Annotated in this window: 10 protein-coding genes and 2 pseudogenes; 10 read left to right on the top strand and 2 right to left on the bottom strand. The window is 61.8% G+C overall.

Annotation, left to right across the window (positions count from 1 at the left end; translation table 11 throughout):
- Positions 1 to 27 precede the first annotated feature (27 nt).
- Complete coding sequence (locus AB0L33_RS30225; protein ID WP_365686502.1) at positions 28 to 576, top strand: XRE family transcriptional regulator; 549 nt, start codon at positions 28 to 30, stop codon at positions 574 to 576.
- 429 nt (positions 577 to 1,005) lie between these two features.
- On the opposite strand, the gene AB0L33_RS30220 is transcribed toward AB0L33_RS30225, so the two are convergent.
- Positions 1,006 to 1,596 carry a hypothetical protein gene (locus AB0L33_RS30220; protein ID WP_365686501.1) on the bottom strand — a complete coding sequence of 197 codons (591 nt, stop codon included), beginning with the start codon at positions 1,594 to 1,596 and terminating at the stop codon, positions 1,006 to 1,008.
- The gene (locus AB0L33_RS30215) at positions 1,593 to 2,144 is read right to left on the bottom strand and encodes a sigma-70 family RNA polymerase sigma factor (RefSeq protein ID WP_365686500.1); all 552 of its coding nucleotides are present in this window, start codon (positions 2,142 to 2,144) and stop codon (positions 1,593 to 1,595) included. The genes AB0L33_RS30220 and AB0L33_RS30215 overlap by 4 nt, the downstream gene beginning before the upstream one ends.
- A gap of 588 nt (positions 2,145 to 2,732) precedes the next feature.
- On the opposite strand from AB0L33_RS30215, the gene AB0L33_RS30210 reads away from it, so the two are divergent.
- The 9 genes and pseudogenes from AB0L33_RS30210 to AB0L33_RS30170 all read left to right on the top strand — a co-directional run bounded on the left by AB0L33_RS30210 (position 2,733) and on the right by AB0L33_RS30170 (position 16,176).
- Positions 2,733 to 2,879, top strand: a complete 147-nt coding sequence (locus tag AB0L33_RS30210) for a hypothetical protein (RefSeq protein WP_365686499.1) — start codon at positions 2,733 to 2,735, stop codon at positions 2,877 to 2,879.
- 635 nt (positions 2,880 to 3,514) lie between these two features.
- Entirely contained in the window at positions 3,515 to 4,756 is a 1,242-nt protein-coding gene (locus AB0L33_RS30205) for an ATP-binding protein (protein ID WP_365686498.1), read from the top strand.
- A 1,236-nt stretch (positions 4,757 to 5,992) separates the two neighbouring features.
- Positions 5,993 to 6,615: pseudogene (locus tag AB0L33_RS30200) on the top strand (IS5 family transposase); the annotation flags it as partial.
- Between the two features lie 137 nt (positions 6,616 to 6,752).
- Entirely contained in the window at positions 6,753 to 7,202 is a 450-nt protein-coding gene (locus AB0L33_RS30195) for an SMI1/KNR4 family protein (protein WP_365686577.1), read from the top strand.
- A gap of 341 nt (positions 7,203 to 7,543) precedes the next feature.
- Positions 7,544 to 8,668, top strand: a pseudogene (locus AB0L33_RS30190) (DUF6531 domain-containing protein); the annotation flags it as partial.
- Between the two features lie 6 nt (positions 8,669 to 8,674).
- Positions 8,675 to 13,975: an FG-GAP-like repeat-containing protein gene (locus tag AB0L33_RS30185; protein WP_365686576.1), complete on the top strand. Its 5,301-nt coding sequence runs from the start codon at positions 8,675 to 8,677 to the stop codon at positions 13,973 to 13,975.
- Positions 13,976 to 15,008: 1,033 nt separating this feature from the next.
- Positions 15,009 to 15,440: a hypothetical protein gene (locus AB0L33_RS30180; protein ID WP_365686497.1), complete on the top strand. Its 432-nt coding sequence runs from the start codon at positions 15,009 to 15,011 to the stop codon at positions 15,438 to 15,440.
- A gap of 82 nt (positions 15,441 to 15,522) precedes the next feature.
- Complete coding sequence (locus AB0L33_RS30175; RefSeq protein ID WP_365686496.1) at positions 15,523 to 15,696, top strand: hypothetical protein; 174 nt, start codon at positions 15,523 to 15,525, stop codon at positions 15,694 to 15,696.
- An 81-nt stretch (positions 15,697 to 15,777) separates the two neighbouring features.
- On the top strand, positions 15,778 to 16,176 hold the full coding sequence (locus AB0L33_RS30170) for a DUF3307 domain-containing protein (RefSeq protein WP_365686495.1): 399 nt from the start codon (positions 15,778 to 15,780) through the stop codon (positions 16,174 to 16,176).
- The last annotated feature ends 32 nt before the right edge of the window (positions 16,177 to 16,208 follow it).

Genomic DNA, 16,208 nt, shown 5'->3' with positions numbered 1-16,208 from the left:
ACAGACGATCATTGAGAGGAGTAGCCGATGGGCATCATCGGTGAAAGCCTCGACCAGGCCGCGGCCGCCACGTTCACCCGCCCCATCCCCGCCACACCCGTGGCCCAGATCCGCTACCTCGTCAAGCAGGCCAAGGGCTCTACCCGCGCGGTCGCGCAGACCCTGGGCGTCTCCCAGCGCACCGTCGAGCGCTACCTCAAGGGCCAGATCCGTCGACCCCGCCCCGACCTCGCCGACGAAGTGCGCCGCCACTGGCAGCCCCGGGTCCGCGAGCGCGCCCGCCGCCAGGCCGCCACCTCGACCGGCATCATCGTCGAAGCCCGCGCCCGCTTCGGCTACACCGCCGCCCCCGGAACGACGGACGACAGCCGCATCCGGTGGATCACCCAAGCCCTCCCACCCACCTACGCGGCCCGTCTCTTCGCCGCACAGGACATCGGTGCGGGCGAGCAGGAGCTGCGGGACATAGTCGCCGAAGGGCTCCAGGAGGTCTATTTCCGCGACAACGGACGGCGCGCGGAGGGCCTCCTTGTCGAGTTCACCGACATAGAGCACGCCGCCCTCGACTACAGCTGACCAGCTTCGACGGCCTGCCCGATGCGTGATCCAGGCCGGCTCATCGCGTCACGGACCACCGGCGGCTGACCCTGCGCGGCCTATCCGAAACCGCAGCCGAAGCCCTTCAGAAAGGGCTCCAGTCCGCCGGATGGTGGAGTACTCGGTTGTTGGGTGCGGAAAGGCGTCCCCTCCCGACAATGGGCAGACCGGACATCACTGGAACACAGGCGTCGTTCGAGCTGGGTGATGTGCGCGGAGGTCGTCCATTGCGGTTCGTAGTGGCTGGAGACGACAGCGCGGCGGTCGCCTATCCCCCGAGGTGGCGACCGCCGCACTTTGCTGAAGTTCTCCTCCTGCAAGCCGATACGGACGACTTGCAGGTTTATCAGGTCATTCTGAAACCCTTCTTCGATGCCTCGGTTTAGAGGCATGGTTATTTTCGGAAAGCTAGATTCGTCGGCCCCCGTCTGCTACTTGGTCCGGGTTGGCGAGAAATTTTTCGATCTCCGAAAGCAGCCTTTCGATGTCTGTTTTCGTTACCTGGGGGTGGCCAGCGCTGGAGCACTCCAACCTGCTGATGTTGAGTGCTGTCACGTAGTGGGAGATTCGATCACTGGCAGAAGCGACTCGTTCCCCTGGCCCGAACTTTTTCTCCGCCTTCAGGATTTCCAGGTAATCCTTTGCGTCCTCATCCCCAGAGTCGGCAGCCATCTGCCACCAGTAATTGGCGTAAGACTGCTCGTTGAGGAGTTCCCATAGCTCTGCCACCCGTCGTTGTTCGGAAGCGCTCAGGCCTTCATCGTCGGAACGCTTGAGCAATCCCGCAAGTTCGCGGAAATGATTAAGCGTGGACGTCGGGAAGGATGTGCCGGTCAGTCGGTTTTCAGCCCCGGCCGGGGGCCGGCCCGAAGGCCGACCCCCCACACGGTCCGACATTTCTCCCAGTAGATGGTCGTCGCACAGGGCCTGCTGGAAGAGCTCCAGCAGGACCAGCCTGGCGAGGGCATCACGCTCCTCCGAGGAAAACCAACTGCTCATGCTGACACCCCCTCCTCCGGCGACGCCGTCATAACCTTCTCCAGTCGTGTAAGCGCTGCTCGCAGATACCGTTTCACGGTTTCCTCGCTAACGCCCATCTTTGCTGCAACCTCCGAGGGGTGGACATCCCTCAGGAAGCAGGATTCAACAACTTCCTTCTGGCGTTCGGGCAGCTGTGATACGAGTTCATAAATGCCGTCCCGAACTTCCTGGTAAGCGGCCTCCGGAAGCCCTATGGACGAGACGCCATCGGGAAGGGCTTCCGGCGAAACCGGGATAAGGGCGACCCTGGAATTTTTGCGGTATTCGTCAATAAAAACCCTCTTGAGGACCGTTCGGCTGTATGCCTCAAGGCGGTCCGGGCTAACCTTCGCTAGCTCGGGGAGGAACCTCTTGAACACCTTCTCCATGGTCGTTTGGACCGCGTCCTCTGCGAGATGACGGTCGCTGCTCTGCGCATACGCGGCGAGAAGCAGGGGTGTTCTCAGTTCCGTAAAGCGACTTTGAGGGTCGCCGTCGTACAGGTCGGGGCACATCTCCTCAGTCATGTGCCCCTCCCCTCACTGAGGGGAAGGGCGCCGCAGATCGGGCGCCCTGTGGACAGGACGGAGGGCTCTTGCTCCCGTCTCCTGCCATCGCGGGCCAAGCCATCGGCTCAGTCTCCCTTCCAGAGAACTTCAGCGGGTCGAAGGGCGTGCCTTCACCCCCAAGACGTCCGGGGACCTTCGAATCCGGATGCCTGCGCCGAACTTTTTTGGAGAAGTTGCGTAGCTGCTGGTCACACGGTGGGCAGGGTCTGCCTGTTGCCTCTGTGGCTGGCCCAGCGGGATGCCTTGCGTAGACCGGGGAGCACCGTGTCGAGTTGGGTTTTGCCGAGGTACTGGCCCTCGACTCGCAGCCCTGCCGGCCTGTCCGCCAAGAGGGCACACTCGAAAGGATCTGGGCTCGGACGCGACTAGATCTCGATTCGCTCCGCTTCAAAGCCCAACCTGATGGTGAGGGGTGGGCGCGTATCCGGATTCGGCCCCATCGGACGTGTAAGGAGTGACGGCCGCGAAAGCGGGGGCGGACTACCGCGCTCCCGGCCGCTCGGCGTCGCTCGACCGGAGCGGCGAACACCTTCCCGAAGGAGAGACATGCCTGCCGACCGAGACCGCACCGCGATCGCCTTTGTTGGGGCGGTCGTCGCCGGAATCATCGCTGTTCTGCGCCCGGAACTCATTCCCGCCCTGACGCTCGCCCTGGCCGCCTGGGTCGCCCTCGCCCTCTACCTCAAGCTGTAAACGGTGTCATGGTCCGGGGAAGGTCCCCCCCGCCGGTTGAGGGCGGGGCGACCTCAGCCGCGCCAACTGAAAGCCCACACGGCATAGTCCGGAACCACTCGCACAGATAACTGTCATCTGTGGCAAGGGGTGGCGACCCCCCTTCAGGACCGCCTCTGCGGCGAGCATGCGTGCCGCCGGGCGATCGCTACCTGAACTCCCTCACCGTGGCGAACACCCGCCGGAGCCACACCACGACGCTCGGCAAAGTCGTCCCCGAGCGCGCGCGGGCCGGCCCTTGAAGTCCGTCGCCGACAGCGAGGTCGGCCAAGCTCGCACAGCTTTGAGGTACGGCGGCCGTCCCGCTACTCCACCGCGCTGCGCCGGCGGTTGCTGCGCATGTCGTGGTCCTCCTGCACACGCACCCGTTCTGGTCGACTGCCACCGGGGTACTGTGCGCGACTGGCCTGCCAGGGCTGCCGACCGGACGCGCCCGCACAAGCGCACGCCGACGTCCCTCGTCGAGCCGTTACATCGCCAGGAAGCGAAGGTGGGGGTGGTACGACGATCAGCATCTATATGCTGGCTCGATGGTCAGCGTATGGACCCGGATCCACCAAGAACTCAGCCTCCCTCCAGGCCCTTTGACGTTTGAGATGATCGAGCGGGCCACAAAAGAGATCGACGGTGAACGAGACGATCTCGACTGGAAGCGCGTCCTGCCGAAGAAACCTGAGGCTGGTCTCTGGTCGGAGTTCGCCAAGGACGTCGCCGCTATGGCCAACGCCCGTGGCGGCCTCCTCGTCTATGGCGTCCGCAACGACCGAGCCATCGACGGGGTGAACCCCGATGAGATAGCTACAGAGCACCTGTACAAGTGGCTTCGTGCCCACACCCAGCCATTCGTCGGCGGAGTCGACATCTATCCCCTGGAGTCCCCTGACCGTACAAGGACGGTCCTCGTCGTAGACGTCCCCGCGAGCCCCATGGCCCCGCACTTCGTGCTCGGAACGTCGTCGCGCGATAAGGAGCAGCAGGCATTTGCCGTTCCTGCCCGCTTCACTGATCACACCACCTGGCTGTCGGAGCACGAAATCGAGCGCGCCTACCGAGACCGGTTCGTGCGCCAGGAAGACGCCGGCAAGGCGCTGGATCGGTGCGTCGCCGAAACTCGCGAGGTAGTCCTCGGTGAGGGCGACAACACCACAGCATGGCTGATCGTGGTCTCCCGTCCGTCTCGACCACTTCCGCTGCTGGTTCCCGATCCCCAGCACCACGAGGCCGCCTTCGCGATGAGGAAGGCCCTGTCCACGGCGGCCAAGCTCCGCGGCGAATTCGGAGGAAGCAGCCCCATGCGCGATGCGTTGACCGGCAGTGCCCGTGTCGGCCTGCGGCGCTGGATCGACGGAAACTTCCTTACCCTCTCAGGAGGGCCCCCCGCTGGGCGCCTTGCCATGGTCGAGCTCCACCACGATGGCACCGTCGTATACGCGGTCGATGTCTCAAGCCAGGCGTACAGGGCCCGGGTGCCTGTAGGCCTTCACGTCCCCGTCGAGGTACAGGTCGTGCAGAACGGAATCTGTGACGCCCTGGCCCTGGCCCACGAGGCCGCAGGCACCCGGCACCTGAACTCCTCGTCGGATGTCTTGGCCACCATCGTTTGCGACAGCGACTCACACCGAACAGGACCTACGAGCAGGTTCCCCGGTTTCATCGCGGTTCTGGAGCAACACCGCGGGGCCTTCGACGTTCCCAAAGCCGGCCGCTGCCCCGTCGTGGTGCGCCAGACACCGTACGAGCTCGCTCCCCGTGCCGGGATTGCAGATCTGCGTGCTGCCGTACAGTCGCTCGCTTCAGGCATCATCAACCAATTTGGCATCGAGCCGCATCTCACCTGACTTGGCCGCCCTCACTGGTCTCGCCGCGCGCTCAGCATGCCGCTCCACACAAATTCAGGCCCGGGGAGCACGTCCCTCTATACCGGCCGGTGTCCCAGCGTTGCCCCCTCAGCACACGTTTTGTGGGAAGGGGCGCCGTCGTTGTCGCGAAGATTCGTATAGCGGGAGCAGTGCCGGCACGGCCGTGCTTCCGGTGCCCAGTGATCGTTCGACCGCCAGTCCAGAACATGGTGCGCGCTCCAGCCGGTCTGCCGAGGGACTGTGGGCGCGCCCTGCACTACTGCCGAGGCCGAGGATGCGCACGGAACCGCCGGCCGCGGTTGAGCCGGAACTGTTGCTGGGCCCGGAGGAGCAGAAGGAGCCGGACGTGTAGGCGTCGGTACCGTGGTGGAGGGTGTGAAGAGCGGCCAGGCTCCAATATGCGTGAGCCGTACTACCGGATCCGGGACGACCGGACCGGCGGGGGACAGGGCCCTGGGCTGCGCTTCGCCCGGTGTGGATTTGGAGGGAGCTGAACGGCATGTGGGTGGCCGGTGGCTCGCGCGGTGGGGGAGTTCGCGTTCGGCCTCCGGCTCCACCGGTGGCAGAGCGGGGCGGCCGGCGTTGTGGTCATCAAGCCGGTCCCGGTCGGAGTCGCTGACCCAGAAGCGGTGTGTCTTCGCGCCGAGCTTCTGCTCGACCGGCACGATCAGCCCGGAGGCGGTCCTGCGGACGAGGTCGTCGAAAAAGACGTCCCGCGGCTTCACCGTGACGTGCTGCTTCCCGCACCGATTCGAGGTGTCCGGACACCGATACAGCGCCCGGGCGTCGCACCGCCAGAAGTCCAGCACGCGGAACCCCGACACAACACGCAGATCACCCGACTTCTCGATCACATGCGCCGGCAGCCTGTTGCTCCGCGTCCAGTGCGTGTCAGTCCGGGCCGCGTAGTCGGAACGGTCCGTGTGCCACGCCGGGGTGATCCCCAGCCTCGCCGCCTTGTTCGCACGCGCCTTCACACTGCGCGGCCCCTCCCGCCCGGCCGACGAAAGCTGGATCTCCCAACCAATCAAAAGCCCGGCTTCGCCCTGAACGAGCGTGTCGGTCTGGATCCACGACCGCGGCCCCACCGCCGTACGCACCTCGCTGCCAGCCAACCACCCCTCCGCCGACGACACCCGACAGATCCGCTCCTGGTACGCCTTGTGCTCGTCCGACAGCGCCGTCTGGTGCCGCGCTTCGTCCTCGGACCGCTCGGGCTCGGGCATGACGTGCTGGCGCCGCTTACGGGACTGGAACCAAGCCGGCGTCTGGCAGCGGCTGCACGAGGTCCTGCTGGCCGAACTGAACGCGGTCTCACGGCTGGACTGGTCCCGCTGCATGGTCGACTCCTCCCACGTCAGGGCGCTAAAAGAGGGAGCCAGACGGGCCCCTCGCCAGTCGACCGGGGCCGCGCCGGCTCCAAACACCACTTGATCACTGACGGGCACCGCACCCCTCTGGCTGTTCTTCTGACCGGCGACAACCGCAACGACGTCACTCAGCTCCTGCCGCTGCTCGACGCGATCCCGCCGGTCCGCGGCCGGGTCGGCCGTCCCCGCCGTAAGCCGGATTCGCTGTTCGCCGACCGCGGCTACGACCATGACATCTACCGCGACCAGGTCCGCGCCCGTGGCGTCGTGCCCGCGATCGCCCGACGCGGCACCCGACACGGCACCGGGCTGGGCACCTACCGCTGGGTCGTGGAGAGGAGTTTTGCCTGGCTGCACGGCTTCCGACGGCTGCGGATCCGGTGGGAACGGCGGGCCGACATCCACGAAGCGTTCCTGAAGCTCGCCTGCTGCCTCATCACCCACCGACAACTCAAGACACTGTCTTGACGTCGGGGTGCAAGGCCGCTGGGTTACCTCATTGGTTTCCGTGGCTTATGCAATGATCCAGCCTCATGAGTGACAGTTCGCTTTCACCCGCCTGGCTGGCCTCGTGGACAAGCAGAGTCTCCAGGGTCCTCGTGGCGTTGACGGGCGAGTTCGAGCGTCGGCACGGTTTTCCTCCCGGCACCAACGAGGTCCGGTCGGCCAGCCGCGACGATCAAACTGCGGCTCGCGCGCTTGCTCAAGCGGGTCTCATCCCGGCTGACCTGGTCACTTTCTACGACAGCATCGGCAACGTCACCTGGGCGGACGTCGGCAACGGCTATTTCCTCGACGCGGCAAGCGACGTCCTTCTGCGATTCCAGGAGAACGGCGCTGTCGATGCCGGCGCGGACCAGAAGGTTGCCATCGGCTCGAACGGCGGCGGCCTGTTCTACGTTGCGGGCCCTGACGGGTCAGTTCATCGGACGCGGACGTCATCACTGGACGAGCCCGAGCTCGACAAGGTAGCGGACGACCTGCGGCAGTTTCTGGAACTGCTGGAGCAATCCTTGACGCGGTTTGTCGCCGACAGCGAGCCGGGATCTCTGTAGCTCAGCCCGCAGCGCCCATTCTGTTAGGCGTTGTAAAGGCTGTCCCGTAACTCAGAGCCGGGCCGGCCAGTGTCACCTCGGAGAGCCGGATTGTCCTGTTGCAGCCCGGCTTGCCACCCGCAGTGAGCCCTCGACCAATCGGCCCATACCGGACTCTGCCGAGGGGCACCAGTAGTTACGGGACAGCCTTTAGTTAACAGGGTGGAACTATTGATTCCGGAGTGACGTGTGTCACTCTTACTGTGTTCCATGTCATGAACGCGGCGCCTTCGGTAGCGTTCTCTTCTGCTATTTAAAGATCATGGCCAGGTGTCTTTAGAGGGCTAGCTGTGGGGGGAAATATGAGATCCAGCCGTTCGTTGCTCCGGTCGATGATCACATGTCTCGTAGTCTTCGGCGTAGTTCTTAGTCTGTTTGGCGCCAATGCGGTCGCACTGCCGCAGAAGCAGTCAGTGGCCGGAGTTGGGGCCTCCAAAGAGGGGCCCCGCCCGGCCGTGAAAAAAAAGGCAATGACACTGAAAGAGCGGCACGATCAAGTGCTGAGGGATCGTGCTTACGCCCAAAAGTCTCTTCCTCCGACCTCGTCACCGAGCTCTCCTGAGGAGAGGCGGAAGCAGGATCTGCGTCAGTATGCTGCCGCACAGAAAGATGCAGGAGCCCACGGCAGCGCGTCTTCTCCAGACGATCAACTCTGGTGGGGGTCAGCGAACTACATTCGTATCTACGGCGCCGAAGGGGGAATTCGAGCCTACGTTGAATATGCTGATGATGACCACGGAACTGTTATTCTAGGTGAAAACGTTACAGGCGTGGTTGAGGCAACCAACTCTGATGAGCGTTGGGATGCAGAAGGAAATGTAATCGATGCTCTCCACCCCGTAAAAGTAACATGGATTGTCGTGTGTCGGGGAGTCTCTAAGGAGTATGACCTTGGGCAAAAAGGGGTCACACACTCCTCTCTTTGGGATTTCTACAACAAGCCCGCTGACAACCCGGTCTTCACCTTTAATACCGCAGTGGCTGCGGACCAGTGCGACGAAGGAACGGGAACTCCTGGAGACTTTGGTATACAGGCAGAGGTAACTACGACGGACAATAACAGAACAGGCTTGGTTGCTACCTATGCGGAGCTCCTAGGTAGCATCCCTGACGGTCAGACGGCAGACTGTAGCAGTCGCTGCGGATCTTCCATAGCAGCCTTTTCGCAGCCCCAGACTTATCGGGGATCTTCGGTTAACACGGCTACCGGGGCGTTCTCGATCGAAGTTGATGATGTCTATGAGTCCTCTCCTGGTGGCGGAATTAATCTGACCCGCCACTATTCCTCGACCAACTCTGCTGATCCCGCTGGTCTTTCTGCCGAAGATACAGGCCGGTCGCTTGGTCCGGGTTGGTCGCTTCCGTGGGATGCCCGGCTTGTCATAGGGAGTAATGGGGCAGTTACTTATGTCTCCGAGAATGGCGCCAGTTACGTGTACGAGAAGGACGGATCCTCGTTCACCACGCCGGTGACGTCCCGATCGAGCCTCGCTAAGCTGTCCGATGATACATATGCACTTATAACGCCGCAGAAAGTGACCTACGCCTTTAGTAAGGACGGTGCGCTGCTCTCACGAAAGGACCGGTCAGGTAATGGCGTGACTTATCACCGCGAGGCTGGCCGTGTGACAAGCGCGACCGACTCTGCCGGGCGCGTAACGACGGCGAGCTATAGCGGTGACCTGCTTAACCGCATTGTTCTTGCCGATGGACGAACCGTCGACTACGCATACTCTGCAGGGCGACTGTCCGGAGTCACTGGACTTGACGAGAGCAACACCATTTACGGGTATGACGCCTCCGGTCGGTTGGAATCGATTAAGGACGCTAGGGGAAATTATCCGGTCCGAAACATCTATAACAGCGAAGGGCAGGTAACCAGCCAGCAAGATGCCCTGGGCCGGGTGACTAAGTTCTCCTACAACGGGTCCACAACAGACACTACGGCTCCGGACGGCGGCGTCTGGACAGATGCCTATTCTGGCAATATCATCACCGCCCAGTACGACCCGTTCGGAAATAAGACGTTCTACGGTTATGACAGTTCCGCGAACGTCAGCAAGATCACGGACCCCGAAGGAAAAGTAACCCGGTACACATATAATGAAAATCAACGGCTAACCGGTATCCAAAAGCCGGCTTCGGGTCAATTCGAGTACGCCTACGATAGTAGCGAAAATGTCACCAAGTACACTGACCCTCAATTGCGTGAGACTACATACACCTACAATGGCGGCGGTTTGCTGGACAGCATCGTCGATGGGCTAAGCAACAGCACTAAATTCACTTATACGACCCGAGGGCAGTTGGAATCCGTCACGGACCCCCGTGGCAAAATTACACATTACGGATACGACAGTGCCGGCCATCAGATATCGGTGACCTACCCAGATGGCTCACGTGCCACCCAGACCTTCGATGACTCTGGGAGAGTCGCTTCGACTGTTGACCCCAGGGGGAACATCAGCGGCAAGGACCCGGCTGAATATACGACCAAGTACAGCTATGACGAAGCTAACCGTCTTCTGAATGTCGCCGGTCCGAAGAGTCAGCAGACGACCTATACCTACGATGCAGCTGGCAACCTGGCCACGACCACGGACGCGGCTGGCAAGACCACCATCTACACCTATGATGCCGCCAACCAACTTACCCAGACCAAAAATCCGGCGGGGCAGACCGTCAGTTCCGCCTACGACGTCATGGGCAACCCTGTCACCACCACCGATGTCACAGGTGCCAAGACCACACGTACCTACGACAAAGCCCAGCACATCACCTCGATAACCACTCCACGAGGCAACATCGAGGGAGCGGACCCGAAGCCCTTCACCTGGACCTACGGCTACGACAAAGTCGGAAATCAGATCACAGTTACTGATCCTGCTGGAAACACCACGCAGACTGACTACGACGCGGAAAACCGTCCGGTGAAGGTGACGAATCCGCTAGGACACACCACCGAGACCACGTATGACGGTGAGGGAAATGTCCTCACGACAACCGATGCCCTCGGGAAAGTTACGACCAACACCTACGACAAAGTCGGGCGACTCAAATCGGTCAAGGACCGGACTGGAAAGATCGTCAGGTACGAGTACGACGCCGCAAGCAACCTGATCTCAGAAACTTCACCACTCGGATTCAAGACCACCTACAGCTACGACGACAGCGGCCGTCAGATCGGACTGGTAGACCCGCGCGGCAACATCGCTGGTGCTGACCCGGACGAGTACACCTGGCGCACTGCCTATGACGCCGCGGGCAACATCACCAGCCAGAGCGATCCTCTTGGCAACAAGGTTGATGCAGTCTATGACCAACTCAACAACATGGTCGAGCGCACCGACCCCCGAGGAAAGAAAACCTCCTACGAGTACGACAGCCTCGGACGGCTGAAGAAGATCGTGGCTCCCGACAACGGGGCAACGACCATGGAGTACGACGCGCTCGGCAACATGACCAAACGGACCGACGCCAACCAGCACGCCACGTCGTACACCTACGACAACGCAGGACGCCTTGCCAGTACTACAGATCCTCTCGATCGGTCCCAGACCTACCAGTACGACCCCGAAGGCAACCTCACCAAGCTGACCAACGCCCGTGGCCAGACCATCTCAAACACCTACGACGTCCGCGGGCAAGTCACCAGACGAACGTACTCCGACGGCACCCCAGCCGTCTCATACAGCTATGACGCCATAGGGCACCCCAGCCGAGTCACGGACGCCTTCAGCACCCGCGCCTTCACCTATGACAAGACAGGGCGACTCACCGCAGTCACCCCCACTACTGGCGGTGGCGCCTTCACCTACGCCTACGACGCCGAAGGCCGCCTCACCAAACGGTCCGCACCCACACAAGAACAGGCCCTGGACTGGACCGGAGCAGCCCAGACCCTCACCGGAGACCTGAACGACGACGGCATCACCGACGTGCTCCGCACGGATGGTGATAGCGGCATCCGTACCTACCTCGGCTCGGCCGACGGAACCTTTGTCGATGGGACCACAATCGCTGGCTCGGGATCCGGCTTCAGCCAGGCACTACTCATCGAGTACTCAGGGGACGGCAAACTCGACCTCCTGGCGATCGAGAAATCCACCGGGCATCTGCTGCGCTACGACGGCAACGGCAAGGGAGGATTTGACACCCCTTCCGACCGCGGTTCGGGGTGGGCGGCAATGTCTCTCACAGCAGCCGACTTCAACAAGGACGGCAACCAAGACTTCCTCGCGATCAACGCATCCGAAGACAAAATGTATTTCTACCCCGGCAAGGGTGACGGCACCTTCGGAACCCGAATTGCCATTGGCTCTGGCTGGGGCACTTACCGCATCGCAAGCCTCGACTTCAACAACGACACCAAGCCGGACCTCCTTGCCATAAAATCCGATGGAACCCTTTACTTCTACCCAGGGACCGGCAACGGGCTGTTCGGTACTAGAGCTGACCTGGGAACCGGCTGGGGCCCCATGAACCTCACGCCCGGTGATTTCAACGGCGACGGCAAGCAGGACTTCCTCAGCCGCAGCACCACAGCCAAACTCACCTACTTCTACCCCGGCAAGGGTGACGGCACCTTCGGAACCCGGATCACCCAAGCTGACAGCTGGGAGAACTACGGACAGCCACTGGCCGGCAAGTTCGACGCCGGTGCGACCCTCGATGCCGTTGCCACCGACACGGCCGGTCACTTGCTCGCCTGGCATGGAGATGGCAACGGCAACCTCAAGTCACGCTCCACGGCCTCCCAGATAACGAACACCAGCGCCACATATAGCTATGACAACGACGGCCGTCGCATCTCAGAGACGGCCAACAACACCACCATAAGTTATGCCTATGACCAGGCCGGAAACCTCACCACCACCACACTTCCCGCAGGCAACGGCCACACTGAAAGTCGTAGCTACGATAACGCTGGCCAACTCACGGCAGTAAAGAGCACCAAGGGGAATACAACCCTTACCAACTGGCAGCAGATTCTCAACCCCGTCGGACAGCCCCTGAGGATTGACTCCGTTACTCAGGGAAAGACGGAATCATTCCGCTACTTCACCTACGACAGCACCGGCCAACTTCTGACCGAGTGCACCTCAGCAACCAAAGCCGAAACCTGCCCCAAAACAACTCCTGATACCGCCTACACCTACGACAAGGTGGGCAATCGAGCCACATCAACCACCGTCGGTGTCACTACCAGTTACACCTACGACGAAGCCGACCAACTGACTCATACCACCGGGGGCACCACCCATGCCTTCACCTACGACGCCGACGGCAACCAAACCAGCAATGGCAACGACCTTCTCACCTATGACGCCGGCAACCAACTCATCACCACCAAGAACGGCCCCGATACTGTCACATTCACCTACGACGCCGACGGAAATAGAACCGCCGCAGCCAAGAACGGGACCCGTCAACGCACCTCCTATTGGGACATCTCTACTCCGCTGACCACTGTCGCAGCCGAGACGAATGGAATTGGACAGCTTCAAAGCAGTTATACCTACGACGCCCAGGGACAGGTCGAGACCGTAAAGACGGGCGCAGGACCCTTCTACTACCACCGCGACGGCCAGGGCTCCATCACAGCGCTTACCAATGCGGTCGGAACGAACCAGTACACCTATAGCTACAGCGCGTTCGGGAAGTCCGCCACCAACAAACTCGTCACGACAGCGCCAGCTAACCCCTTCACCTACACCGGGCAATACGCAGAGCCCATGACTGAATCTGCGCACTACTACCTGCGCGCCCGCAACTACGACCCGGTCCTCGGCCGGTTTACCAGCCAGGACCCTCTCAACCGCGACGCAGTACAGCCCGCCAGAAGTAACTATTCCTACGCCGACAACCAACCCACCAACCTCACAGACCCATCCGGCCGCTGCCCCCTGTGCATATCCGCAGGATTCGGTGCTGCCGTCGGCGGCGTGGTAGAGGGAAGCATCTACGCCTTCAAGCATCGCAATGGTGGCTTTTCCTGGAGCGACTTCGGCAAGGCGACCGGGGAAGGAGCCGTCACAGGGGCTATCGCTGGTCTTCTCATGCCGGGTGCAGGGCAGGCCGCAACGCGTGCACTTGGACTGTCCGGGTGGCGCGGCATCGCCGCCTCGACAGCGGTCAACGCTGGTGTCGGTGCTGGATTTTCCTGGGCAGTCAACAAAGTCAACTGCCGTCCTACAGGCCCCTGGGACCTTCTACTGGGCGCGGTGGGCGGGGCGAGCAGTAGCCTCATAGGACCGGCGGTTAATTGGCTTCGAGCTCTAAAGGGTAAAGCTCCTGTCGCGAACCCCTTCCCAGGAGTCAACGCCCCCAGTAAGGCTGTAGTAAGTCCTGGGCGAGTTTTTCGTGGCGACAGCCGTGACCCTTCTGAGGTCTTCTCTACGGGGTTCCAGACTTCGCCGATGGATGCCCCGCTCGATCTCAAGCAGTACGGTTGGTATAACGCTGGTTCATCGTCGGTGGTGGGGACGAGTAAGAGAGCGGGTCTTGCTGCCATGTTTCCGCAGAAGGCGAAAGGCACCACGTGGGTTTACGAAATTGAATCCCCTGGGGTAGGCATAGATATGAACAAGGCTCTCGGGTTCGGGTACGTATTCAGAGCCGAGAAGGAAATAATCTTTCCCGCAATTCCTGGGTATAGGATAGTAAGGGCCGTGCGCTGGAGTTGGGGCATGCCAACGGATCAAGTGATAGAGAACCCTGGATACCGTCCATGATGCACAAAACGTTTGTATGTGCAAGAATTCCGGGAGGTGCTGAGCAGAAATGGCTCGTATGTTATGAAGATGAACCCCCATGGGGCCTACATGTCATCACTGCAGAGGGGGAAACGCTGTCCGCGACAGGCGTCGATCTTTTCGAAGCTCTTCGTGAGGTGCGGCGAGAACTGGATGATAGAGGAATCCTCATATGCTGCAATGGCGCCCGAATCAATGCCAGGCCCTCGCCAGCAAGTCACGCCCAAGGTTCCCTACTTGTCTATCTAATCCCTAGAGCTCGACCTGTCGTGGAACGCGACTTGGTTCCTCTTTTTGCGCCGGCGCCAGTGGGGGCAGTTGTCTCCGTGTGGCGGCAGGATAGGTTCTGGGAAAAAATCGTGACTGGGCCGGCGATCTTTCGAGCGGGAAATCCAATGCGTCTTTTTAAGGCCATCGAAGGAACCTTCCGCAGGAAGAGGTTCTGGGCCCCAGAAATCGACCATGAAGGCATGACAACCTGGCGATCGGTCCGAGGTGAATGGTGAGGATACGAAGGACCCTAAAATGTGGGCGGCGAGTTTTAATCACGCCTTGGGCGTGTAATTTTTATTCTCCTGGTATTCTCCAGTAAGATTTCCATTTGAGTCGACCTTCCACGCCCCGATGATGGCCGAGGGGGGCACCTCGCCGTATGGATCTCTCACCATTCCATTATCTATTTCGTATACCCAACCGCCTGGATGCCGTCTTGCTTCCTCTGTTAGCTCAGAGGGTGGAAGCTTAGGTGAACGATCCTTACCTGTGGCGGGCCTAGAGTCACTTGTCATGCTTGCGCGTCTCCTTGTCGAATTATCGATTACCGGACTTTGGTGTCACACAGGTGCCGACGGTTACATCATCGGTAGAATAACCAGCTTCATCAAGTATGGGGAACTATCTTTTTTGCGGTGTAGTGCATCCGTGTGTGCCGCAGGCCAGGTGCCAATATTAGTGGCAGGGATGTTGGGCGGCTTGGTGCTGCCCGGCTCGTGACTCCGGCGCGTGTCGGGTCATGACCGTGGTGGAAGTGCTGGCCGAATCGGACTTTGATCATCCGGTTCGCATGTGCGCGGCCCGGGCGAGCGTCGTCAGGGAACGTCTCCGTCGTCCCAGACCGACGGCCCGTCCGGGCGCCCGGCGTGGGCGTGTAGGCGGCGGGTTCGCGGCAGAGATCACCTGGACCCCGGAGGACGACCTCACCGGTTACCTCGCCAAGGCCGTGGAACCCGACCAGCTCGCCTACGCGCTGGAGGCTTTGGGCGGCGGTGACGTCGCCGAGAGCGGGGATCAGGCCCTGCTCGCCGCGCAGCACACCACCGCGCTCGCCCGCCTCTGGAGCGGCGTGCGGCTGTTCAGGTCGTCCGGCTCAGGGACAGCTACGGCCTGTCCTGGCGCCGGATCGCCGGCATCGTTCTGGACGCCCCGGAGCGGCAGTCCGCGGTGAGGCGGATGTACGACTCCGTCCCGTCGCCACATCGGCATCTGACCACCCACCACCGATCACCTACCTCAGAGAGGCCACCACCATGGGTTTCCACATCACCCGCTCCGACGTCAACAACAGCAACGGCGGGGCCCAGACGGACGCGAACGGCGGCATCGTCGGTGGAGTGTTCGGCGGGGTCCACACAGGCATCAAGGGCGGCATGTTCTACGGCCACGGCAACGTCACCTTCTCCGACTCTGACGACGAGAAGTAGTGCGCCTCGGGGCGGCCGTAATCACTGCCAGGAGACCGGCCGCCCCCACGCCCCCGACAGCCCCAGCCACCGGAGAAGACCATGTTCCCATCCCTCTTCGTCCTGCTCTACGTCGCCCATTTACTCGCGGACTACCCGCTGCAGACCGACCACCAGGCCAGCCACAAAGCCAACCGCGGCGCGGCCGGGTGGCGGGCGAACCTCACCCACGCCACCACACACGTCATCGCCTGCTTGCTCGTCCTGGTCGCCGCCGCCGTCGTCCTGGACGAGAGCGTCGGCGTCCTGCCCGGCGCGGCCGCGGTCGCGCTGATCGGCGCCACCCATGCCTGGATCGATCGCCGGTGGCCCGTCGCTGCCTGGATGCGGATCGCCCGTCAGCAGAAGTGGGCCGCCGCCGGCGGTGCCGCCCACGTCGACCAGGCCGCGCACGTTTTGGTCCTGGCCGCCGCCGCCCTCACCCTCACCGCACTGAGCTAATACCCACCACCCGCACACCATCACGAGAAAGA

Source organism: Streptomyces sp. NPDC052299, assembly GCF_040679335.1.
In the GTDB taxonomy this organism is placed as follows: domain Bacteria; phylum Actinomycetota; class Actinomycetes; order Streptomycetales; family Streptomycetaceae; genus Streptomyces.
The sequence above is the reverse complement of the archived record's forward strand: the minus strand, read 5'-3'. Positions and strand labels throughout refer to the sequence as shown.

Bases quoted from the DNA above. Each gene is read 5' to 3' on its own strand.
- AB0L33_RS30225 (WP_365686502.1), top strand. From the start codon at position 28: ATGGGCATCATCGGTGAAAGCCTCGACCAGGCCGCGGCCGCCACGTTC.
- AB0L33_RS30220 (WP_365686501.1), bottom strand. From the start codon at position 1,596: ATGAGCAGTTGGTTTTCCTCGGAGGAGCGTGATGCCCTCGCCAGGCTG.
- AB0L33_RS30215 (WP_365686500.1), bottom strand. From the start codon at position 2,144: ATGACTGAGGAGATGTGCCCCGACCTGTACGACGGCGACCCTCAAAGT.
- AB0L33_RS30210 (WP_365686499.1), top strand. From the start codon at position 2,733: ATGCCTGCCGACCGAGACCGCACCGCGATCGCCTTTGTTGGGGCGGTC.
- AB0L33_RS30205 (WP_365686498.1), top strand. From the start codon at position 3,515: ATGATCGAGCGGGCCACAAAAGAGATCGACGGTGAACGAGACGATCTC.
- AB0L33_RS30180 (WP_365686497.1), top strand. From the start codon at position 15,009: ATGACCGTGGTGGAAGTGCTGGCCGAATCGGACTTTGATCATCCGGTT.
- AB0L33_RS30175 (WP_365686496.1), top strand. From the start codon at position 15,523: ATGGGTTTCCACATCACCCGCTCCGACGTCAACAACAGCAACGGCGGG.
- AB0L33_RS30170 (WP_365686495.1), top strand. From the start codon at position 15,778: ATGTTCCCATCCCTCTTCGTCCTGCTCTACGTCGCCCATTTACTCGCG.